This is a genomic window from Burkholderia sp. HI2500 (assembly GCF_002223055.1).
Classification (GTDB): Bacteria; Pseudomonadota; Gammaproteobacteria; order Burkholderiales; family Burkholderiaceae; genus Burkholderia.
In genome coordinates this window covers 805,140-825,420 of the sequence record NZ_NKFL01000004.1, presented here as the reverse complement: position 1 = coordinate 825,420, position 20,281 = coordinate 805,140, and the positions used below count along the sequence as shown (strand labels likewise).

Here is a 20,281-nt window from a genome sequence, read left to right as displayed (position 1 = left end):
CCGGACGCATGCCTGGCCCGCGCGATATCGATCGCGACGAGGGCCGATTCACGACGATTCCTTCCCGTTACTTAGCACACCGATACTATTGATCCGGACCTTACCCGAACGAACCGGATACCCGCTCAGTCGCGCTGAGTCGATCGCGACACGGTTTCCCATGCACGGATATCACGCTCGATCGATTCGGCTCGGCCGAGCATCGTTCCCACCGCATCGGCACCAAGCGCGAGATGGACCGGCGGCTTCTCCGCCTTGAGGATATCGACGATCGCTTGTGCGCCCTTTTCCGGCACATTGGGCTGCTTGCCTTGCAGTTGGCCGATGAATCCGCGGAACTGGCCGGCCGGCGTGTCCGCGTAGTCGTCGATCCGGTTCGACGTATACGCCAGCGAACGTCCGGCGAACTGGGTTTCGAAAATGCCGATCGTCAGCACCGTCACATGAATGCCGAGCGGTGCGAGCTCGCCGGCCAACGCCTCGCCGAGCACGCCGGTCGCGGCCTTGGCCGCGGCGTACACGCCCAGCCCCGGGTAGCCCGCGAACCCGGCGATCGACGAGAACTGCACGATGTGCCCCGAGCGCTGGCGGCGCATGGTGGGCAAGACCGCATGGATCAGGCGCAACCCGCCGAAAAAATTCACGTCGAAGATCTGCTGCGCATCGGCTTCGGTCGTCTCCTCGACCGCGCCGACCGTGCCGACGCCAGCATTGTTGGCGAGCACGTCGATCCGGCCGAACTGCTCGATCACACGCTGCACGCCCGCCGCTACCGTGTCGGGCTGCGTGATGTCCATCAGGACACCGAGCGCACGCCCGGGCGCAAGCCGTTCGAATTCGGCGACCTGCTCCGCTCCGCGTACGGTGCCCGCGACCCGCGCGCCTTCTGCGAGCAGCCGTTGCGCCAGTTCGCGACCGAGACCGGACGAGACGCCAGTGATCAATACGACCTTGTCTGCCATCGATGCTGTGTTCATTCGAAAACTCCGGATCACTGAAAATATTGGGATGGATCGAGTGTAGTCGAGCCGATGGCGCGAATGAACGGGGCGCGTCGAGATGCACTATCCACGATTGACTAACAATCGGTTCAACCATATTAGCGTTCCGACCGTGCCGGTTCTTTCAAGAATGCGTACCGGAAAAATGAAAATCCGGAAGCCGGCCGAGCGGACACATCGACGTTGCCGCGCGGTGTTTCATCAGACAACACGGGCCTTCCGCGTGCAGCCGCCCGTTTGACAATTCTTGACGCACGGTGCGCCGGCAAGGTGCAATAGTGGGCACGCACGCCGGTTGCGTGCGTCCCGTCACACCGCCGCCGGCATCGAGTCGCGCCGGCATCCGTTCGGAGTGGAAACCAGCATGAGCGACCCGCTTCGCAGGACGCACCGGTTTCACAGCGACGACCCCGACGAAGTGTCCGATTTCATCGGCACGATCTATGCCGACAACCAGTTCACGGCGCAGCACGCGGTTCGTCGGAATGTCAGCATGACGGGACATGAATGGAACGGCATCGGCGTCTACGACGTCGACTACCTGATGCCTTTTCACTTCCGCTCGAACGATGCGCGTCCGAACTACCTGTTCCTGTCCTGCCGTCGTGGCCACGCTCGTTACGAAAGCAACGGTGACGATGCGGCCTGCACGACGGGTGACGTCATGCCGATTTCGTCGACTGGCCACTCGTTCTGCACGACGGGGGGCGACGGATTCGGCCATCTGTCGGTCATCATCGATGCGGACCGGGTCAACCGCTTTCTCGCACAATGGATTGGCCGGCCGGGGCTCGAGCCGGTCGAGTTCGGGCTGACACCGGTCTCGCCCGAGCTGCGGATGCAATGGAATGCCGCGGCCGGTTGCCTGCGCCGGATGATCAGGATGTCGCCCATTCCCGGCGTCGCCGTCGACGCGTTGCTCGAACACATGCTGAAGATCATGGTGGCCGGCCACGCGAACAACCACGGCGCGCTGTTCGACCGCGACCATTGCACGCCCGAACACCAGACTCGCATGGCAATCCACATGCTCGAGGACGCGCCGCTGCGGTGGAAAACGCTCGGCGCGATCGCGCACGTGCTCGGCTGCGCGACCGAGGCGCTGGAGCACGGCATCCGCCGCCTGACAGGCCGGTCATCGACCGAGCTGCGCAACGAAGCGCGCTTTCGCCACGTGAACCGCGCGCTCGCGCGAGGCGACGGGCCGGATTTCGATGCGACGTTGCATGCGCATGGATTCTCGATCACGGCGCGCTTCATTCGGGAGTACTACCGTCGCTTCGGCGAACCGCCCGGCGCCACCTACCGGCGAAACCCGCACGCCGCCGATCAGCCGTTGACAGCCGACGCCGCCAGCGCGCCGCTGTGCGCACAGACGATCAACCGGTTCATCGATGCGTCGCTGGAAAGCCGTATCGACACGGCCGACCTCTGCCGACTGGTTGGCATGAGCGAGCGCGCGACGATCGACGCATTCAGGATGCAGTTTTCCCGCACGCCGGCGCAATACATCATCGAGCGGCGGCTGGAACGCGCACGCCTGCTGCTCGAACATACGTCGGACAGCATCCTGTCGATCGCACTGGACTGCGGATTCGGCACGCAAAGCTACCTGTCGACCGCGATTCGGCGGCACTTCGGCGTAACGCCGCGGGAATTGAGGATGCGGGCGGCATCCGCCGGCCGCAGCAGGACGGACGACGGTCAATACGATCCGGAGGACTAGGCGAAACCCGGAGCACCGGCATCGCAGCGTGCCGGATATCGAATGAACGTGTCTGCCGTCTACCTGTCGTAAATATCGCCGCGGATACGCGCGTTGCGCATCCGCGGCGCTTTTTCAGGAGGCTCGCCCGTCACACATGCACCGCGTGCCCAAGCGCACGCAGCGCGGCCTCCTGCAGCGCTTCGCCGAGCGTCGGGTGCGCATGGATCGTGCCGCCGATATCCTCCAGCCGCGCGCCCATCTCCAGCGACTGCGAGAACGCGGCAGCCAGCTCCGACACGCCGCGCCCGACCGCCTGCCAACCGACGATCAGGTGGTTGTCGCGCCGCGCGACGACACGCACGAAGCCGTCGGTCGCCTGCAGCGTCATCGCGCGCCCGTTCGCCGCGAACGGGAACGACGCGCTCACGCAGTCGACATCGGCCGCCCGCGCGTCGTCCGGCGACCAGCCGGCCGTGACGATCTCCGGATCGGTGAAGCACACGGCCGGGATCGATGCGGGCACGAACTTGCGGCGCTTGCCGGCGATCAGCTCGGCCACCATCTCGCCCTGCGCCATCGCGCGATGCGCGAGCATCGGCTCGCCGGCGACGTCGCCGATCGCCCAGACGTTGCGCATCGACGTCCGGCACTCGTCGTCGATCCACAGCGCGCGGCCGTTGCGATCGAGCGGCAGCGACTCGAGCCCGAAGCCGTCGACGCGCGGCCGGCGGCCCACCGCCACCAGCACGCGGTCGGCCTGCAGCGTCTGCTCCGCGCCATCGGCGGCCTGCACGCGCACCGCGCCGTGCTCCGCGAGCCCGAGCACCTTGTGGCCGAGCAACAGCCGCACGCCCAGCCGCGCGAGCGAATCGGCAACCGGCCGCGCGAGTTCGGCATCGTACGCGGGCAACACGCGCTCCGCCGCTTCGACGACGCTCACGTCGACGCCGAGCTTGCGATAGACGATCCCGAGTTCGAGCCCGATATACCCGGCGCCGACGACGACCAGCCGCTTCGGCAACGTCTCGGGCGACAGCGCCTCGGTGGACGACACGACATGCCCGCCGAACGGCATCGACGGCAGCGCGACCGGCTCGGAGCCGGTCGCGAGCAACAGGTGCTCGCAGCTGATGCGCGTCGTATGGCCGCCGCCGACGACGTCGACGGTCTTGCCGTCGACCACCTGCGCATCGCCGTGCAGCACGCGCACGCCGTTCTTCTTGAGCAGCGCGCCGACCCCGCGCGTCAGCCGGTCGACGATGCCGTCCTTCCAGGCGACGCTTTTCGCGATGTCGATCTCGGGCGTGCGCACGCGGATCCCGAGTGCGCCCTCGCCCGCGTGGCCGCGGGCCTGTTCGAATGCATCGGCCACGTGGATCAGCGCCTTCGACGGAATGCAGCCGATGTTCAGGCACGTGCCGCCGAGCCGGTCGCGCTCGACGAGCACGGTCGGAATGCCGAGCTGGCCGGCGCGAATCGCGGCGACGTAGCCGCCCGGGCCGCCGCCGATCACGAGCAGCGTGGTGTGTTCGTTCTTCATTGCGTGATCACTCCACGAACAGCAGTGCCGGGCGCTCGAGCACCGCGCGCACGGCCTGGATGAATTCGGCCGCATCCGCGCCATCGACGACGCGATGGTCGAACGACGACGACAGGTTCATCATCTTGCGCGCGACGACCGCGCCGTCGCGGATCATCGGCCGCTCGACGATGCGGTTCACGCCGACGATGCCCACTTCGGGATGATTGATGACCGGTGTCGACACGATGCCGCCGAGCGCGCCGAGGCTCGAGATCGTGATCGTCGAGCCGCTCAGCTCGTCGCGCTGCGCGCGGTTCGCGCGCACTGCGTCGGCAAGCCGCGCGATCTCGGCGGAAATCGACCACACGTCGCGCGCTTCCGCATGACGCAGCACGGGCACCGTGAGGCCGCCGTCCGTCTGTGTCGCGACGCCCATGTGCACCGCGCCGTAGCGCGTGACGACACCCGCTTCGTCGTCGAAACGCGCGTTGATCTGCGGGAAGTCGCGCAACGCGATCACCATCGCGCGGATCAGCAGCGGCAGCGGCGTGAGCTTGCCGCGCGTGTCGCCGTGGCGGCGATTCAGTTCCGTGCGCAACGATTCGAGCTCGGTGACGTCGATCTCCTCGACGTAGCTGAAGTGCGGAATGCGGCGCTTCGCTTCCTGCATCTTGCGCGCGATCGCGCGCCGCAGGCCGATCACCGGCACGTCGGTTTCGTCGTTGCGTTCGGCGTAGCCATGCGCGTGCGAACCACGCGCCGCACCGCTGCCGGTGCCCGCATACGCATCGAGGTCCGCGTGCAGGATCCGCCCTGCTTCACCGGTGCCGCGCACATAGCGCAGCTCGATGCCCATGTCCCATGCGCGCTGGCGCACGGCCGGCGACGCGAGCGGCCGTTCGCCCGGCGCGAGCGCCGCGCGCGGCGGTTCCACTTTCTCCGCATGCCCGGCATGCTTCGCACGACGCGGCTCTGCCGGTGCGTGCTTCGCGGCCGGCTTGGCGGACGATTCGGCCGGCGCCTCGACCACCGACTTCGACGGCGCCGAAGCGACCGGTGCGGTTGCTACCTTTGATTCCCGCACCGGTGCGCCGGCCTTCAGGTTGCCGTCGCCTTCGACCTCGAGGCGGATCAGCTCGCTGCCGACCGCCATCATCTCGCCGATCCGGCCGCCGAGCTCGATCACCTTGCCCGTCACCGGCGACGGAATCTCGACCGCCGCCTTGTCGGTCATCACATCGGCGAGCGGCTGGTCTTCCTTGATCGTCTGCCCGACTTCCACGTGCCAGGCCACCAGCTCGACCTCGGCAATCCCTTCGCCGATATCCGGCATCTTGATGACATGAATCCCCATCTCACGCCTCCATCACGCGTCGCAACGCTTCACCGACCCGGGCCGGGCCCGGAAAGTACGCCCACTCCTGCGCATGCGGATACGGCGTATCCCAGCCCGTCGTGCGCTCGACCGGTGCCTCGAGGTGGTAGAAGCAATGTTCCTGGACCAGCGACACCAGTTCCGCACCGTAACCGCAGGTGCGCGTCGCCTCGTGCACCACGACGCAGCGCCCGGTCTTGCGCACCGACGCGACGATCGTGTCGAGGTCGAGCGGCCACAGCGTGCGCAGGTCGATCACCTCCGCGTCGATGCCCGTCTCCTCGGCCGCGGCGAGCGACACGTGCACCGTCGTGCCGTAGGTCAGCACCGTCACGTCGTTGCCTGGCCGCACCACGGCGGCCGTATCGAGCGGCACCGTGTAGTAGCCTTCGGGCACCGCGCTGGCCGGATGCTTGAGCCACGACGTGACCGGCCGGTCGTGATGGCCGTCGAACGGCCCGTTGTACAGCCGTTTCGGCTCGAGGAAGATCACCGGATCGTCGTTCTCGATCGAGGCGATCAGCAGCCCCTTCGCGTCGTACGGATTCGACGGCATCACCGTGCGCAGCCCGCACACCTGCGTGAACATCGCCTCCGGGCTCTGGCTGTGCGTCTGGCCGCCGTAGATGCCGCCGCCGCAGGGCATGCGGATCGTCATCGGCGCGATGAACTGGCCGGCCGAGCGATAGCGCAGCCGCGCACCTTCCGACACGATCTGGTCGGACGCCGGGTAGAAATAGTCGGCGAACTGGATCTCGCACACCGGGCGCAGCCCGTATGCGCCCATCCCCACCGCCGCGCCGACGATCCCGCTTTCGGAGATCGGCGCGTCGAACACGCGCGACTTGCCGTATTTGTTCTGCAGTCCTTCGGTACAGCGGAACACGCCGCCGAAATAACCGACGTCCTGCCCGAACACGACCACGTCGCTGTCGCGCCCGAGCATCACGTCCATCGCCGAGCGCAGCGCCTGGATCATCGTCATCGGCTGCGTTGCCGTGCCTGTCTCGTGTTGCGCCATGATCACGCTCCCAGTTCCTGGCGCTGACGGCGCAGGTGCGCGGGCAGCTCCTTGTACACGTCGTCGAACATCGACGCCGGCGACGGAATCCGGTCGTCGGCCAGCGTGCCGAATTTCTCCGCTTCCTTCTGCGCGGCGATCACCTCGGCCTCGAGCTCGGCCGTCAACGCTTCGTGCGCGCTGTCGGACCAGATGCCCTTGACGATCAGGTGGCGCTTGAAGCGTTCGATCGGATCGCCGAGCGGGAAATGGGACCAGTCGTCGCTCGGCCGGTACTTGGTCGGGTCGTCGGACGTCGAATGCGCGCCCGCACGGTAGGTCACCCACTCGATCAGCGTCGGGCCGAGATTGCGGCGCGCGCGTTCGGCCGCCCAGCTCGACGCCGCGTAGATCGCGAGGAAGTCGTTGCCGTCGACGCGCAGCGACGCGATCCCGCAGCCGACGCCGCGCCCGGCGAAGGTCGTGCCTTCGCCGCCCGCGATCGCCTGGAACGTCGAGATCGCCCACTGGTTGTTGACGACGTTCAGCACGACCGGCGCGCGGTACACGTGCGCGAACGTGAGCGCGGTATGGAAGTCGGATTCGGCCGTCGCGCCGTCACCGATCCACGCGGACGCGATCTTCGTGTCGCCCTTGATCGCCGACGCCATCGCCCAGCCGACCGCCTGGATGAACTGCGTCGCGAGGTTGCCGGAGATGGAGAAGAAGCCCGCGTCGCGATCCGAGTACATCACGGGGAGCTGGCGGCCTTTCAGCGGGTCGCCTTCGTTCGACATCAGCTGGCAGATCATCCGTTCGAGCGGGACGTCGCGCGTGATCAGGATGCTCTGCTGCCGGTAGGTCGGGAAGCACATGTCGCCGTCGCGCAGCGCCATCGTGTGCGCGGTGCCGATCGCCTCTTCGCCGAGGCTCAACATGTAGAAGGAGATTTTCTTCTGACGCTGCGCGATCATCATGCGCGCGTCGAAAATGCGGGTCTTGAGCATCGCGCGCAGGCCGGCGATCAGCCGCGCATCGTCGAGATCCGGTGCCCACGGGCCGACGGCCTTGCCGCTGTCGTCGAGCACGCGCACGAGGCTGCGGGCGAGATCGGCGGTGTCCGCCGCGGCAACGTCGATCGGCGGGCGGCGAACGGCGCCGGCCGGCGATAGATGCAGATAGGAAAAGTCCGTCTTGCAGCCCGGGCGCCCGGTGGGCTCCGGCACATGCAGACGCAATGGCTCTGACAGGCTCATCGTGTCGTCTCCACGCTCGATTGTGTCTCACGCTGTTTGGGAACGCGCGGCCGGTTGCCGGCCTGCGCGCGAGCTGGCGTGCGGATAGGCACGTCAACCTTGGAAATCTATGCCTTGCGGCGGCGGACGTCGATGCCCAAGCCGCTCGATTGCGGTGAGCAGATTTGCCATGTCGGGTGCGGGAGGGCCGCCGGGCGGGCATGGGCCGGTGGTCTGGCGTCGCCGTGCCGGCGCAAAGCAGGGCCTGACGGGAAATCGCGGATGTCGCTACGACCGATGCCGGGCGAGGACCGGATGCGCCGGACAACATCGCCACGCCGCGCCCGATCGGGCGGCAGTCGATGTCAGCGGAACGGCGATCGCGGACGAACGCCGCCGATCGGTGTGGCCAATTCGATCACTGCGCGAATGCGAAGTGCGGCGAGCCAGCCCCGCTCGCGTGCCGGGAGATACGTCCCCTGCATCCCCCGGCACGCTCGAGCGTCAGTGGTTTTGCGCGGGCGTGAACACGCCGCGAAAGCGCATCTTCCCGGACGCGAGGCGGTCATAGGCGTCGGTCGCCTGGTCCAGCGAGAACGTCTCGACGATCGGCTTGACCTTGCCTCTGGCGGCGAGGTCCAGCACCTCGCTCAGGTAGCGCAAGCCGCCATGCGTGGAGCCGATGACCTGCTGGCGCATCATGTGAAACGGCTTGCGCTGCGACGCGATCGAGAACGGCTTGCTGAAGTCGAGCCCGCACAGGATCACCCGGCCGTCGACCCGCACGCCCGTCATCGCTTCCTCTGCAGTACTGAACTCGTTGGTCGTGACCAGCAGGACATCCGCGCCGCCCAGATCGCGCAGTTCCGCACCGTTCGCGACGACCCGGTCCGCGCCCAGCCCGATCGCGAGATCGCGCTTGTCGGCCGAATGCGTGATCGCGATGGTCTCGAAGCCGCACGCGCGGGACAGCTGCAGCGCCACGTGCCCCAGCCCGCCGATGCCGAGCACGGCCACCTTCTCGTGCGGTTGCGGGGCCGCATCGCGCAAGCCGCTCCACGTCGTGTAGCCCGCGCACATCATCGGCGCGGCATCGACATAGGCCAGCCCGTCGGGCAACAGCACCGTGCCCTCGGCCGCGACGGCGATGTACTCCGCATGGCCGCCCTGCGATGCGAACCCGGTGGTCCGCGGCGCATCGCAGTTCACGGCCGTCTGGCCGGAAAGCGGGCGATGTTCGCGGCAGTACGGGCAGCGCCCGCACGCGGACTGCACCCACGTCGTGCCGATCCGGTCGCCCACCCGTCGCGCCTGCACGCCCGCGCCCACGTCGACGATTTCACCGACCACCTCGTGGCCCGGTGTCTGCGGATAGATGTCGCCACCGTAGCCCTGCGTGGCCCACACGTCGGTGTAGCACATCCCGGACGCATGCACCTTCACCAGCACCTGCCCCGGCCCGGCTACCGGCATCGGCACTTCCTGCACTTCCCAGGGCCGGTTGGCCCCCGTCATCACGATCGCCTTCATCTTCATTGCCTGCTCCTTGTTCAACCGAACGCAGGGCCTAGTCTAGAAAAGGCGCATTATCATGACAATCTCGCCAATCTTTATGTCACGATGAAATCAGCTCATCAATTGAAAAGCGGCGATCTCTTCTCGCTCAATGTGTTCCTCGCGGCGGCCACGCACCTCAGCTTCCGCACGGCATCGGTCGAGCTCGACGTCACGCCGTCGGCGATCAGTCATTCGATCAAGAGCCTCGAGCAGCGCCTGGGCGTTCGCCTGTTCAATCGCACCACGCGCAGCGTGTCGCTGACGGACGCCGGCGAGCGGCTCGCCGACAAGCTCCGCCCGGCAATCTCGTCGGTCGCGGAGGCGATGCTCGCAGTCGACGGGATGCGCGACACGCCCAGCGGCACCGTCCGCATCAACGCCAGCGAAGGGGCGATCCGCCTCGTGCTGAAGCCGGTGCTCGCGCGCTTCCTGCGCGACTACCCGCAGGTCCACCTCGACATCGTGACCGACGGCAAGCTCGGCGACATCGTCGCCGGTGGCTTCGACGCGGGAATCCGGCTGGCCGAAGCCGTGCCGCAGGACATGATCGCGGTGCGCGTGTCCGATCCGGTGCGGTTCGCCGCCGTCGCGTCGCCGGCCTATTTCGCCGCGCGCGGCCGCCCCGACGTGCCGCAGGATCTGGGCCGGCACGACTGCATCCGCTTTCGCTTCGATAGCGGTGCGCTCTACCGCTGGGAATTCGAGCGCCGCGGTGTCGTCGAAACGGTGAACGTCAGCGGCCCGCTCACGCTGACCGACCAGCCGTTGATGGTCGACGCAGCGATCGACGGGATCGGGATCGCCTTCGTGCCCGACCATCTCGTTCGCGATGCGCTGGCCGATGGGCGTCTCGAACGCGTGCTGGCAGACTGGTGCCCGGTCATGCCGGGGCTGTGCCTGTACTACCCCGGTCATCGCCATGTTTCGGGCGGGCTGCGGGCGTTGATCGACATGGTGCGAGTGCGGCCAACACGTACCGACTCGAAAAGCGGCACGGCCGGGCCCGCCGGGCGATGAAGCAATTTAGCGCCCTCGTTCCGCACGTTCAGGCGCGGCTACGATACGACCGAAGCCGCACCAGCTGCACCACCGATCCAAGCACGAAGATGCCCAGCCACGCGGCGAGCGAGCCGCGCACGACGGGGGACGCGGGGCCATTGGCAAGCGGGTGACCGATCGGCAGCCGCGTCAGCGTCTCGTTGATCCCGGGAACCAGCAACAGAAAGAAGCTGAACGAGAATGCGAACTGGGCCAGGTACCGCCGTGCACGCCCCAGCGCTTCGATGCGCGGCACGAGGAGCCCGCCCGATGTCGCGATCAGCGCCAGGATGCCGAGTGCATGCCCGGCATTGAAACCGCCGGTACTGGACAAGCCGAACGACGTGAACACGGATATCACCATGCCTGCGACGTAAATCCTGGCGGACCGGGTCGCGCTGTCGATCTTCTGATACCGGGCAAAGCTGTAGAGCCCCGCGGCGAACGTCACCAGGCTGACGAGGGTGTGACCGGCACCCAAGGCGGAAATGGGATGAGGCATAAGACGACGACTCCTTCTGACAAGGTGGGCCCCGGTCGCCACGACTCCGGCGACTCCAAAGGCGCAAGGAAGCATTCATGCGGCATGGCATGTCGCTTGCCCCACTTGCAGCCAGATTGTCCCGATCGTTCGGGCCGTCCGGGATCGGTCAAATGACCGACCCCGGACAGCATCACGCAACGGGGCGCACGCACCCGCGTCGCGTATGATCGTTCGCTCGTCCCTGCGTTTTTTCCAAGCCGAGCCCGATGTTCGACGCCGACGCCAGCCACGCCACACTGCGCATCTTCGATTCCGTGAGGGCGATCGCCTTCATCGGCGATCTGAGCATGGGACAGCCGACCGACCATTCGCTTCGCACCGCATGGCTGGGTGTACGACTCGCAGGCGCGGCCGGACTGGGCGCGTCCGCGTGCGATACGGTTCGCGAGGTGTCGCTGCTTCGCTGGTCGGGCTGTACGGCGAACGCAGCCGGGTTCGCGCAGGCGTTCGGCGACGACATCGCGATCCGCACGGCGATGCTCGAGAACCGGCCCGGTATAGCCGAGGCCATCGGAGGCGCCGCCGCGTCGATGACGCAACTCGCACGGATTCACTGCGAAGTCGCCGGCGAGGTCGCGCGGATACTCGGGCTGTCGACGGCGACCGAAACGGCGCTGCGTCACATTTTCGAAGCCTGGGACGGCAGCGGCTTCCCGGCGCAGCTCGCACGCGAACACGTGCCCGCCGCCGTGCCGGTCGTCGCGCTTGCCGGCGATCTGGAAGTGCTGGGTCGCACGTATGGCGTCGAGCGGGCCCTGGGACTGATCGAACAGCGCGCCGACACGCGATATCCGGCGCACCTCGTCGCGACGACGCTACGTCACGCGCACGCCTGGCTGACGGAACTGGAACGCACGTCGCCGGCCGAGTTCGACATCGCACTGGCGACCTCCGACATGCAACGGATGACTTCCGCCGAACTGATCGCCGACATCGTCGACCTGAAAGTGCCGTGGATGACGGGTTTTTCGCGTGCGGTCGCCGTGACGGCGGCCGGGTGTCACGCGCGGCTCAAGGCGGATGACGCCGGGCGTTCGCTCGTCTACCAGGCCGGACTGATTCACGGCATCGGCAGGGCCGCCGTACCCAACGACATCTGGAACCTGCCCACGGCGTTGCCCGCAAGCGCGTGGGAGAAGGTGCGGCTGGTACCGTACTGGACGGAGCGCGCCGGCAAACAGTCCGGCGCGCTGCGCCATGCGGCGCTGCTGGCATCGCATGCTTACGAACGGCTGGACGGTTCGGGGTATTTTCGCGGCGCACATGCGCCTGCGCTGACACTGGAAGCACGCGTGCTGGCGGCATCCGTCGCGTGGGTCGCATTGCGATCGCCGCGCCCCTGGCGTGCCGCGATGACCGACGACGCGGCCGCCCGTCTGTTGCAGGACGAGGTCGCACACGGCCGGTTGTGCGGCGAAGCGGTCGGTGTGCTGACGTCGGCAGGCAGCCCCGTCGCCAGACGCGTCTCCCGAAGTGCATCCTCCGGCGCCGGCCTGTCCGAGCGGGAGATCGACGTGCTGCGTGTGATCTCGCGCGGCGCGAGCAACAAGGAGGCCGCGCGGGAACTGACCATCAGCCCGAGCACGGTGCGCACGCACATCGAAAGCGTGTTCCGCAAGCTCGGATGTTCGACACGCGCGGCAGCGACGCTCAAGGCGTCGGCAATGGGCCTGATCTGAATGACGCATCAGGCGTCGTGCCTGAACCGTACTCGGTCCGTGCAATCAGCCGCACGCACACCTAACGATGACCGACATCCAGCATGTACCCTTCCCCGCGAATCGTGCGAATCAGGCGCGGCTCCTTGATGTCCTCGCGCAACTTCTGACGCAAGCGTGATATCTGCACGTCGATGCTGCGGTCGAACGTGTCGATCGACTTGCCGCGCGCGGTATCCATCAGGTATTCGCGGCTCAGTACTCGCCCCGGCGCGGCGAGGAACGCATTGAGCAGGCGAAATTCCGCGTTCGACAACGGAATGACCGTGTTGTCGGCCGCAATCAGGTGGCGGCCGATCTGGTGAAGCCGCCATCCGGCGAAGCGGCTTTCCTCCTGCGCCCGCGTCCGGCCCTGCGTTTGCGCACGCACGCGGCGCAGGATCGTCTGGATGCGCGCGACCAGTTCACGCGGCTCGAACGGCTTGACGATGTAGTCGTCGGCACCGAGTTCCAGCCCGACGATCCGGTCGGTCATCTCGCCGCGCGCGGTCAGGATGATCAACGGAATCTCCGAGGTCGCACGAATCTCGCGGCAGAGATTGAGGCCGTCGTCGTCCGGCAGCATCAGGTCGAGCACCACGAGATCGAAGCCGCCCTCGCCGAGCGCGTGATGCATTTCCGCGCCGCTGCCGGCTTGCGCGGTCGTCATGCCGAAGTCTGCCAGGCAGTCGCACAACAGGCTGCGAATCTGCGAGTCGTCGTCGACGACGAGAATACGAATCGCTTTGTTCACGGCGTCTTGTCTCCGATGTTGCGGCGGTGAGATGTGCCCCACACTCATTATTGCCCGTCAATATAAGGGCTTTTTGCACGAATTGTTGCAGCGTTGAAATAATTGCCCCGCACCTTGCCCCACAAGGTCGTCCGGAACGATCGGGATGCCTGACGAGCGCTCACGTCATGGATAACCCGCCCGGTATTTTCCCGAAGAAACGCCGCTCGGCATCGTCCGCCTTCGCCGCTCCGTCTGGCTTCTCGACTCCTGCCGCGACATGGCCCATCCGGAAGGACTTTGTGTCAGCGCCGATACAAAGCCGATATGAACCAGAAATGCCCGGGTTTTAACGTAGCTCCCAAGTCATATCGACGCAGGAGACACGCGGGACATGAACTACGCACAACCCAAGCCGCCTGTCCGGCGCATTGGCGGCATCGCCTTCGTGGTCGGATTGCATGCGGTGATCGTCTACGCACTGCTCACCGGTCTCGCGACGAAAGTCGTGGACGTGATCCGCCAGCCGATCGAGACGCGCATCATCGAAGAGATCAAGCCGCCGCCCCCTCCCCCCCCACCGCCGAAGCACATCGCACCGCCGCCGCCGAAGCACGTCGCGCCCCCGCCGCCGTTCGTGCCGCCCCCGGAAGTGCGCGTCGCGGCACCGCCGTCGCCGAACGCGATCGCCGCGCAATCGACCACGCCCGCGCCGTTGGCCCCCATCGCGCCGCCCGCGCCGCCCGCCGCTGCGGCGCCGGTGTCGACGAGCGTCGGCGTGGTGTGTCCCAACTCGACGCAGGTTCGCGCCGCCATTCGCTATCCGCGTGAAGCGCTCAAGGACAACCTGACCGGCGACGTCGTCGTGACGTTCGTGGTCGGCACCGACGGCAACGTCAAGGACCTGAGCGTGACCCGGTCGGCCGCGCCCGTTCTCGACCGGGCCGCGGAAAACGCCGTGCGGCAGTTCCACTGCGTCGCACAGGGCGAGGAAGTCCGCGTGCAGGTGCCCTTCTCTTTCAAGCTCGATTGAGGCTGCCCTCGACAGCCGTTCCCTTTCCACTTGGCAACGCATTTCAGGAGACGTTCATGCTCAACCGAACCCGCAAGGCCGCCCTCGCGACGGCACTGTTCCTCGCGGCCAGCGCCGCCCACGCCGCCACCGACACGGTGACGAATCCCTACGGTCTCGATGCGCTCTGGAAAGGCGGGGATTTCGTTGCACGCGGCACGCTGCTCATCCTGGTCGTCATGTCCATGGGTAGCTGGTACATCATCGTCGCGAAACTGCTCGAGCAAACGCGTGTGCTGCGCCGCGCGAAGGCAGCGGAGGCGGGATTCTGGAAAGCAGGCAGTCTCAGCGAAGGCACGAAAAAGCTGGACGCCGGCAGCCCGTTCCGCTTCATCGCCGAAACTGGTCTCGCGGCGTTCGACCATCACGAAGGCGCGCTGGTCGAACAGGTCGACCTCAACCAGTGGGTCGCGGCGGCCATCGAGCGGGCGACCACATCCGTCTCGAGCCGCCTGCAGGACGGCCTCGCGTTTCTCGGCACCGTCGGTTCGACCGCGCCGTTCATTGGCCTGTTCGGCACGGTGTGGGGCATCTATCACGCGCTGACGGCGATCGGCATCGCGGGCCAGGCCTCCATCGACAAGGTCGCGGGGCCGGTCGGCGAGGCGCTGATCATGACCGCGATCGGCCTGGCCGTCGCCGTGCCCGCCGTGCTCGGCTACAACTGGCTCGTGCGCCGCAACAAGGCGGTGATGGAGCGCGTGCGCGGGTTTTCGACGGAACTGCACATCGTCATCCTGACCGGCACGACCACGGCCGGGGCCGCCGCCGCGACCAAGGCCGCCGCCCTCACCCGCGTGGGGTGAGCCATGGCCATGACCGTAGGCCCCCGCGACGGCGCCGAGCACGACGAGACCATGTCGTCCATCAACACGACGCCGCTGGTCGACGTGATGCTGGTGCTGCTGATCATCTTCCTCATCACGATTCCGGTGGTGTCGCACACCGTGCCGGTCACGCTGCCCAAGGAGGCCGTGCAGCCGCTGCAAACGACGCCGCAGAACGTGATTCTCGCCGTGACGAAAGAAGGCGACGTGTTCTGGGACGAACGGCGCGTGCCCGATGCCGCCACGCTCGTCGAGAAACTCAAGGCGGTTGCCGTGCAGTCGCCGCAACCCGAAGTCCACATCCGTGGCGACCTCGATGCACGCTACGCCGCCATCGGCCGGGTCGTGTCTGCCTGCCAGCGGGCGGGCATCGTCAAGGTCGACTTCATCACCGAACCGCCGCCGCGCCAATGATCCCTTCATACCGACCAGGAGACCCGACATGGCCATGACGATGCCAACCGGCAACGCCGACGAAGCCGACGTGATGATCGAGATCAACACCACGCCGCTCATCGACGTGATGCTGGTCCTGCTCATCATGCTGATCCTCACCATTCCGATCCAGACGAACGCGGTCAAGCTGGACATGCCGACCGGCGCGCCGCCGTCGCAACCGCGGACACCGCCGGTGGTGCAGATCGATATCGCGGCCGACGGTGCCATCGCGTGGAACGGCGAAACGCTGCGTTCGCGCGAGCAACTGGAAACGCGCTTGCACGACGTCGCCGTCGATCCCGCGCCGACCGAACTGCATTTGCGGCCCGACAAGGCGGCGCCTTACCGCGCCGTCGCCATGGTCATGGCGTCCGCGCAGCGGCTCGGCGCGAACCGCATCGGGCTCGTGGGCAACGAGCAGTTCATGCAGTAACCGCCTTCTCATCACGGAGCCCTCATGTTCGACTCCAACCCCGACGTGCTCGCCCCCGTGGCGGCCTCGAGCCCGCCATCGGATTCACCGGCCGGGCCACGCGCATGGTTCGGTCTCGCGATACTCGTGATCGTGGCGTTCTTCGCGTTCGTCGATCGTCAGATGCTGATCCTGCTGACGGAACCCATCCGCCACGATTTCGGGCTGACCGACACGCAAATCGGCCTGATGCAAGGCGCAGGCATCGCCCTGTTCGCCGGCGTGGCATCGTTGCCGATCGGCTGGGTCGCCGATCGCGTGGACCGCCGTGTCGTGCTGGTTGCGTGCGTCCTCGTCTGGAGCGCCGCCACCGCGATCTGCGGCATGACCACCCACTTCTGGCAGTTGTTCATCGCCACCGTCGGGCTGGGGATCGGCGAAGCCGGACTGGTGCCGGTGATCTACGGCCTGATTCCCGATCTGTTCCCTGCGCGCCAGCGCGTGCTCGCCAATGCGATCTTCGCGCTCGCCAACCTGTTGGGCTCGGGGGCGGGGATGGCGCTCGGCGGCGCACTGATGCACGGCATCGCAGCGGCGCACGGCGCGTGGCCGGCGGGACTCGCCGATCTCGAACCGTGGCGGCTCGCGTTCTTTGCCGTTGCGTTGCCCGCCCCCGTGCTGGCCGTGCTGGTTCTGCTGATTCGCCCCGGCCAGCACGGCGATACGGAAGCAGCCACCGCGCGTCACCGGACTTCCGCGCCGCTGCCGTCCGCACCGGTCTACTTCCGGCGCGAAGCCCTCATGATGCTCAAGTTCTTCGGCGCCATCGGGCTGGTCAACCTGTCGTTCGGCGGTGTCGCGACATGGATGCCGGTCGTGGCGGTGCGCACCTTCGGCGCGACACCGGCTGAAGCCGGCGGCGGCATGGGCGTGGCGGCAATGGCCGGCGGCATCGCGGGTTGCGTGCTCAGCGGACTCGTTGCCGGCCGCATGCGAGCGCGCTTCGGCGTGCTCGCGCCATTGCGTGTGTGTGAATGTGGCGCGCTGGTCGCCGGCGGCCTATCCTTCCTCTATCTGGCCGTGGGCTCGCTCACGCCGGTCTACGCGCTCTTCGGCGCACAGCTCGCCTGCATGGTCGCGGGCATGGTGCTGTTTCCCACCCTCATGCAGAACATCTGCCCTGCCCACCTGCGCTCGCGCGTGGCGGCGATCGGCGCCCTGACGTCGATCGTCGTGCAGTCCGGCAGCCCCGTGTTCATCGGGTTCATGTCGGATCGTCTGCATGCGTTCAGCCAGGGCTTGCTGTGGTCGATCGTCTGCGTGGCGGCGTTCGGCTTCTTTGCCGCCTGCCTGTTGATGCGCGCGGCGGGCCGCGGTGTGCGCGACGCAATCGAACGCTATGCGTGATTCCCTTCGTCCTTCCGCTCCCATGTCACCCTGCCCGCTCTCGCTCTCGCTGCGTATCGAACGTTGGCCGTTGGCCGCTCCGTTCCATATCACCGGCCACGTCATCGACGCCGCTCGCCTCGTGAGCGTGACCGTCGACGACGGGCACCACGCCGGCAACGGTGAAGCCTCCGGGGTCTTTTACTTCGGTGAAACGCCGGAATCCATCGCCGCGCAAATCGAGCGCGTCCGACCATCGATCGAAGCGGGCATCACGCGAGAGCGATTGCTCGACGTATTGCCGCCCGGCGGCGCACGCAATGCAGTCGATGCGGCATTGTGGGCGCTCGAATCTCAACGGCAAGCGATGCCTGTCTGGCGCATCGCGGGCCTCTCCGAGCCACGCCCGTTGCGGACCACGATGACGATCGGCGTGGATACGCCGAGTGCCATGGCCGGGGCCGCGCAGAGATTGCGCCACGCGCGGGCGCTGAAGGTCAAGCTGGACGGCAGCGCCGCCGACGCCGCGCGCCTCTTCGCCATCCGTGACGTGCGCCCGGAAATACCGCTCGCCGTCGACGCGAATCAGGGCTGGTCGCGCGCGCACTTCGACACGATGCTCCCCGTGCTGCAACAGCTTGAAGTCGGCATGCTCGAACAGCCGTTTGCGATCGGTGCGGACGCCTGTCTCGAAGCAATCGATTGTCCGGTCCCGCTCGCGGCCGACGAATCGTTTCAGGATCTCGGCGACCTGTCCGCCGTCGCGCGCCGTTATGACATCGTCAACCTCAAGCTCGACAAATGCGGTGGCCTGACGCGCGCGTTCGACCTTGCCGCGCGGGTACGCGAAGCGGGCTTGTCCGTGATGGTCGGTTGCATGGCAGGCACCTCGCTGGCGATCGCCCCCGCGTTTCTGCTCGGGCAACTGTGCGATCACGTCGATCTCGACGGACCGATCTTCCTCGCACGCGATCGCGAGCCGGGTGTCGCGTACATCGACGGCCTGCTGCACTGCCCGTCCAACGTCTGGGGCCACGCTGCCCCCCTGCCTCCTCTCGCTGAGCCATCGACATGACATCCGACTCATCCACCACGACGACGCAGCTCGACGCGCTGTTCGCGCATTATCACCGCGCCGATGCACCCGGATTGATCGCCGGCATCGTCCATCGCGACCAACTGCTGTATCGGCGCGGTTTCGGCATGGCCAGCCTCGAACACGGCATCGCCAACACGCCGGCCACGCGCATGCGCATCGGCTCGGTCAGCAAGCATGTCACTTGCCTCGCCGTGCTGCTCCTGTGCGAGCGCGGCGCGCTCGACGCCGATGCCCCCATCGGCACGTATCTGCCGGAGCTGCCGCCGGCCGCCGGCCGACCGACGCTGCGGCAGTTGATGTCGCATCGCGGCGGGCAGCGATGCGCGCTGGACCTTGCGCTCCTGACGCAGGGTCTCGCGATGTCACCGCCTGGCGCGTACCTCGCATCGCAGCAACGTCAACACGACGAAAATTTTCCGCCGGGAGAACGCATGATGTATTCGAACGGCGGCTATCACCTGCTTTCGCTTGCCGTCGAACGTGCGAGCGGAATGGCGTTCGACGCGTTTCTCGCGACCCAGCTCTTCGCGCCCCTGCTCATGCATGACACCGCGTGCGTGCCCAACGACATGACGATCGAGCACGGCATCGCGACGATGCATGTGCCTGACAGCATGGGCGGATTCCGGCGCGGCATCTTTCCGACGTGGGAACTGCTCGGCGAAGGCTCGATCGTCTCGACCGTCGACGACATGCTGCGATGGACCGCGCACCTGCGATGCAGCGAGAAGATCGTCGGCAACGCCGACACCTGGCGCCAGATGCTGGCGTTGCCCGCATTCTCCAGCGGTCTGCGTAGTCAATACTCGCTCGGTCTCACGCAGAGCACCTATCGCGGTGTCGAGCTGATACAGCATTCCGGTGGCGTCGTAGGTGGAACTTGCCAGATGCTGGTATCGGTAGCACATGGGCTCGACGTCGTATTGCTCAGCAACGGCGCGCTCGACGCACCGCTCGAACTGTCGAAGCGTGTGGTCGATATCGTGCTGGCGGACGAGCTGGATGGCGATGGCCCGCCTGTCGCGGCGCGCGCCGCAGATCACGCAGCACGCCTCGGCCGCTACCGGTCGGCCCGCAGCGGCGCCGTGTATGCACTGGAGGATCACGAAGGCGCGCTGGTGTTGGCGGGCCCCATTTGCCCCAGACGCTCGATGACGCTCTACGACAGCGCCGATGAACTGAACGACGTCCAGGTCGAAGCGAGCGGCGACGGTCTGTTGGCGCTGCGGTGGGGATCATCCTGCACACCGAACGATCTCTCGAGCCTGCGCATCGTGCATTGCGGCCATGTCGACACGTTCGCACGCGTCGGCGAAGCGCCCGCGATGACGCCGGATCTCGTCGCCGCGATGTCCGGCGTATTCGCAAGCCACGACGCCGATGCCCACGCGATCATTCGGCTCGACAACGAAGCCCTCATTCTTCGCCTGCACGGCGCGGTGGGCCGTTGCGACTACCGCCTCACGCCATTGGCCCACGATGCTTTCGAACTGGTGCCGATCGATCCGGTGAACATCACGACCGGAATGCTTACGTTGACGCGCGACGCAACGCGCGGCGACATGACCGGCTTTCGCGTCGATACGCCGCGCACCCGGCATCTGGCCTTCACACGGGTACACGCCGACGCCTGACGC

Annotated in this window: 18 protein-coding genes; 10 read left to right on the top strand and 8 right to left on the bottom strand. The window is 66.9% G+C overall.

Translation table 11 applies throughout. The annotated features are described in order from the left end of the window. Positions 1 to 125: 125 nt before the first annotated feature. Positions 126 to 977, bottom strand: coding sequence for an oxidoreductase (locus tag CFB45_RS06445; protein WP_174975752.1), 852 nt, complete (start codon positions 975 to 977; stop codon positions 126 to 128). A 388-nt stretch (positions 978 to 1,365) separates the two neighbouring features. On the opposite strand from CFB45_RS06445, the gene CFB45_RS06440 reads away from it, so the two are divergent. Next, positions 1,366 to 2,727, top strand: coding sequence for an AraC family transcriptional regulator (locus CFB45_RS06440; RefSeq protein WP_089424950.1), 1,362 nt, complete (start codon positions 1,366 to 1,368; stop codon positions 2,725 to 2,727). A 130-nt stretch (positions 2,728 to 2,857) separates the two neighbouring features. On the opposite strand, the gene lpdA is transcribed toward CFB45_RS06440, so the two are convergent. From lpdA to CFB45_RS06415, 5 genes are all read right to left on the bottom strand, one after another. Then, complete coding sequence (lpdA, locus tag CFB45_RS06435) at positions 2,858 to 4,249, bottom strand: dihydrolipoyl dehydrogenase (RefSeq protein WP_089424949.1); 1,392 nt, start codon at positions 4,247 to 4,249, stop codon at positions 2,858 to 2,860. 7 nt (positions 4,250 to 4,256) lie between these two features. Further along, entirely contained in the window at positions 4,257 to 5,585 is a 1,329-nt protein-coding gene (locus tag CFB45_RS06430; protein ID WP_089424948.1) for a dihydrolipoamide acetyltransferase family protein, read from the bottom strand. Between the two features lies 1 nt (position 5,586). Next, positions 5,587 to 6,627, bottom strand: coding sequence for an alpha-ketoacid dehydrogenase subunit beta (locus CFB45_RS06425; RefSeq protein WP_034197866.1), 1,041 nt, complete (start codon positions 6,625 to 6,627; stop codon positions 5,587 to 5,589). Positions 6,628 to 6,629: 2 nt separating this feature from the next. After that, positions 6,630 to 7,862, bottom strand: coding sequence for a 3-methyl-2-oxobutanoate dehydrogenase (2-methylpropanoyl-transferring) subunit alpha (locus tag CFB45_RS06420; protein WP_089424947.1), 1,233 nt, complete (start codon positions 7,860 to 7,862; stop codon positions 6,630 to 6,632). Between the two features lie 483 nt (positions 7,863 to 8,345). Continuing rightward, the gene (locus CFB45_RS06415; protein ID WP_179255041.1) at positions 8,346 to 9,377 is read right to left on the bottom strand and encodes an alcohol dehydrogenase catalytic domain-containing protein; all 1,032 of its coding nucleotides are present in this window, start codon (positions 9,375 to 9,377) and stop codon (positions 8,346 to 8,348) included. A gap of 84 nt (positions 9,378 to 9,461) precedes the next feature. Here CFB45_RS06415 and CFB45_RS06410 point away from each other — a divergent pair, with 84 nt between their 5' ends. Continuing rightward, positions 9,462 to 10,415, top strand: coding sequence for a LysR family transcriptional regulator (locus tag CFB45_RS06410; RefSeq protein ID WP_089424946.1), 954 nt, complete (start codon positions 9,462 to 9,464; stop codon positions 10,413 to 10,415). A 28-nt stretch (positions 10,416 to 10,443) separates the two neighbouring features. Here the strand turns inward: CFB45_RS06410 and CFB45_RS06405 are convergent, their stop codons facing one another. After that, positions 10,444 to 10,938 carry a hypothetical protein gene (locus CFB45_RS06405; protein WP_089424945.1) on the bottom strand — a complete coding sequence of 165 codons (495 nt, stop codon included), beginning with the start codon at positions 10,936 to 10,938 and terminating at the stop codon, positions 10,444 to 10,446. Positions 10,939 to 11,186: 248 nt separating this feature from the next. Here CFB45_RS06405 and CFB45_RS06400 point away from each other — a divergent pair, with 248 nt between their 5' ends. Then, positions 11,187 to 12,659: an HD domain-containing phosphohydrolase gene (locus CFB45_RS06400; RefSeq protein WP_089424944.1), complete on the top strand. Its 1,473-nt coding sequence runs from the start codon at positions 11,187 to 11,189 to the stop codon at positions 12,657 to 12,659. Between the two features lie 61 nt (positions 12,660 to 12,720). On the opposite strand, the gene CFB45_RS06395 is transcribed toward CFB45_RS06400, so the two are convergent. Further along, on the bottom strand, positions 12,721 to 13,431 hold the full coding sequence (locus tag CFB45_RS06395; protein ID WP_197523792.1) for a response regulator: 711 nt from the start codon (positions 13,429 to 13,431) through the stop codon (positions 12,721 to 12,723). A gap of 373 nt (positions 13,432 to 13,804) precedes the next feature. On the opposite strand from CFB45_RS06395, the gene CFB45_RS06390 reads away from it, so the two are divergent. From CFB45_RS06390 to CFB45_RS06360, 7 genes are read left to right on the top strand one after another with little or no spacing between them, the layout of a single operon-like run. Further along, positions 13,805 to 14,443 carry an energy transducer TonB gene (locus tag CFB45_RS06390; RefSeq protein ID WP_089424943.1) on the top strand — a complete coding sequence of 213 codons (639 nt, stop codon included), beginning with the start codon at positions 13,805 to 13,807 and terminating at the stop codon, positions 14,441 to 14,443. A gap of 56 nt (positions 14,444 to 14,499) precedes the next feature. Beyond that, positions 14,500 to 15,288: a MotA/TolQ/ExbB proton channel family protein gene (locus tag CFB45_RS06385; protein ID WP_089424942.1), complete on the top strand. Its 789-nt coding sequence runs from the start codon at positions 14,500 to 14,502 to the stop codon at positions 15,286 to 15,288. Positions 15,289 to 15,291: 3 nt separating this feature from the next. Continuing rightward, positions 15,292 to 15,723, top strand: coding sequence for an ExbD/TolR family protein (locus CFB45_RS06380; RefSeq protein WP_089424941.1), 432 nt, complete (start codon positions 15,292 to 15,294; stop codon positions 15,721 to 15,723). Between the two features lie 28 nt (positions 15,724 to 15,751). Then, positions 15,752 to 16,180 (top strand): ExbD/TolR family protein, encoded by a 429-nt coding sequence (locus CFB45_RS06375; protein WP_089424940.1) that lies wholly within the window; start codon positions 15,752 to 15,754, stop codon positions 16,178 to 16,180. A gap of 24 nt (positions 16,181 to 16,204) precedes the next feature. After that, positions 16,205 to 17,566 (top strand): MFS transporter, encoded by a 1,362-nt coding sequence (locus CFB45_RS06370; RefSeq protein ID WP_089424939.1) that lies wholly within the window; start codon positions 16,205 to 16,207, stop codon positions 17,564 to 17,566. Further along, positions 17,559 to 18,620 carry a dipeptide epimerase gene (locus CFB45_RS06365; RefSeq protein WP_089424938.1) on the top strand — a complete coding sequence of 354 codons (1,062 nt, stop codon included), beginning with the start codon at positions 17,559 to 17,561 and terminating at the stop codon, positions 18,618 to 18,620. The genes CFB45_RS06370 and CFB45_RS06365 overlap by 8 nt, the downstream gene beginning before the upstream one ends. Beyond that, positions 18,617 to 20,278: a serine hydrolase domain-containing protein gene (locus CFB45_RS06360; RefSeq protein ID WP_089424937.1), complete on the top strand. Its 1,662-nt coding sequence runs from the start codon at positions 18,617 to 18,619 to the stop codon at positions 20,276 to 20,278. The genes CFB45_RS06365 and CFB45_RS06360 overlap by 4 nt, the downstream gene beginning before the upstream one ends. Positions 20,279 to 20,281 lie beyond the last annotated feature (3 nt).

What these genes read in the sequence shown, in the direction of transcription:
- CFB45_RS06380 (WP_089424941.1), top strand. Translation starts at nt 15,292, where the DNA reads ATGGCCATGACCGTAGGCCCCCGCGACGGCGCCGAGCACGACGAGACC.
- CFB45_RS06405 (WP_089424945.1), bottom strand. Translation starts at nt 10,938, where the DNA reads ATGCCTCATCCCATTTCCGCCTTGGGTGCCGGTCACACCCTCGTCAGC.
- CFB45_RS06400 (WP_089424944.1), top strand. Translation starts at nt 11,187, where the DNA reads ATGTTCGACGCCGACGCCAGCCACGCCACACTGCGCATCTTCGATTCC.
- CFB45_RS06420 (WP_089424947.1), bottom strand. Translation starts at nt 7,862, where the DNA reads ATGAGCCTGTCAGAGCCATTGCGTCTGCATGTGCCGGAGCCCACCGGG.
- CFB45_RS06375 (WP_089424940.1), top strand. Translation starts at nt 15,752, where the DNA reads ATGGCCATGACGATGCCAACCGGCAACGCCGACGAAGCCGACGTGATG.
- CFB45_RS06360 (WP_089424937.1), top strand. Translation starts at nt 18,617, where the DNA reads ATGACATCCGACTCATCCACCACGACGACGCAGCTCGACGCGCTGTTC.
- CFB45_RS06425 (WP_034197866.1), bottom strand. Translation starts at nt 6,627, where the DNA reads ATGGCGCAACACGAGACAGGCACGGCAACGCAGCCGATGACGATGATC.
- CFB45_RS06385 (WP_089424942.1), top strand. Translation starts at nt 14,500, where the DNA reads ATGCTCAACCGAACCCGCAAGGCCGCCCTCGCGACGGCACTGTTCCTC.
- CFB45_RS06430 (WP_089424948.1), bottom strand. Translation starts at nt 5,585, where the DNA reads ATGGGGATTCATGTCATCAAGATGCCGGATATCGGCGAAGGGATTGCC.
- CFB45_RS06445 (WP_174975752.1), bottom strand. Translation starts at nt 977, where the DNA reads ATGAACACAGCATCGATGGCAGACAAGGTCGTATTGATCACTGGCGTC.
- CFB45_RS06370 (WP_089424939.1), top strand. Translation starts at nt 16,205, where the DNA reads ATGTTCGACTCCAACCCCGACGTGCTCGCCCCCGTGGCGGCCTCGAGC.
- CFB45_RS06365 (WP_089424938.1), top strand. Translation starts at nt 17,559, where the DNA reads ATGCGTGATTCCCTTCGTCCTTCCGCTCCCATGTCACCCTGCCCGCTC.
- CFB45_RS06415 (WP_179255041.1), bottom strand. Translation starts at nt 9,377, where the DNA reads ATGAAGATGAAGGCGATCGTGATGACGGGGGCCAACCGGCCCTGGGAA.
- CFB45_RS06410 (WP_089424946.1), top strand. Translation starts at nt 9,462, where the DNA reads ATGAAATCAGCTCATCAATTGAAAAGCGGCGATCTCTTCTCGCTCAAT.
- CFB45_RS06390 (WP_089424943.1), top strand. Translation starts at nt 13,805, where the DNA reads ATGAACTACGCACAACCCAAGCCGCCTGTCCGGCGCATTGGCGGCATC.
- lpdA (WP_089424949.1), bottom strand. Translation starts at nt 4,249, where the DNA reads ATGAAGAACGAACACACCACGCTGCTCGTGATCGGCGGCGGCCCGGGC.
- CFB45_RS06440 (WP_089424950.1), top strand. Translation starts at nt 1,366, where the DNA reads ATGAGCGACCCGCTTCGCAGGACGCACCGGTTTCACAGCGACGACCCC.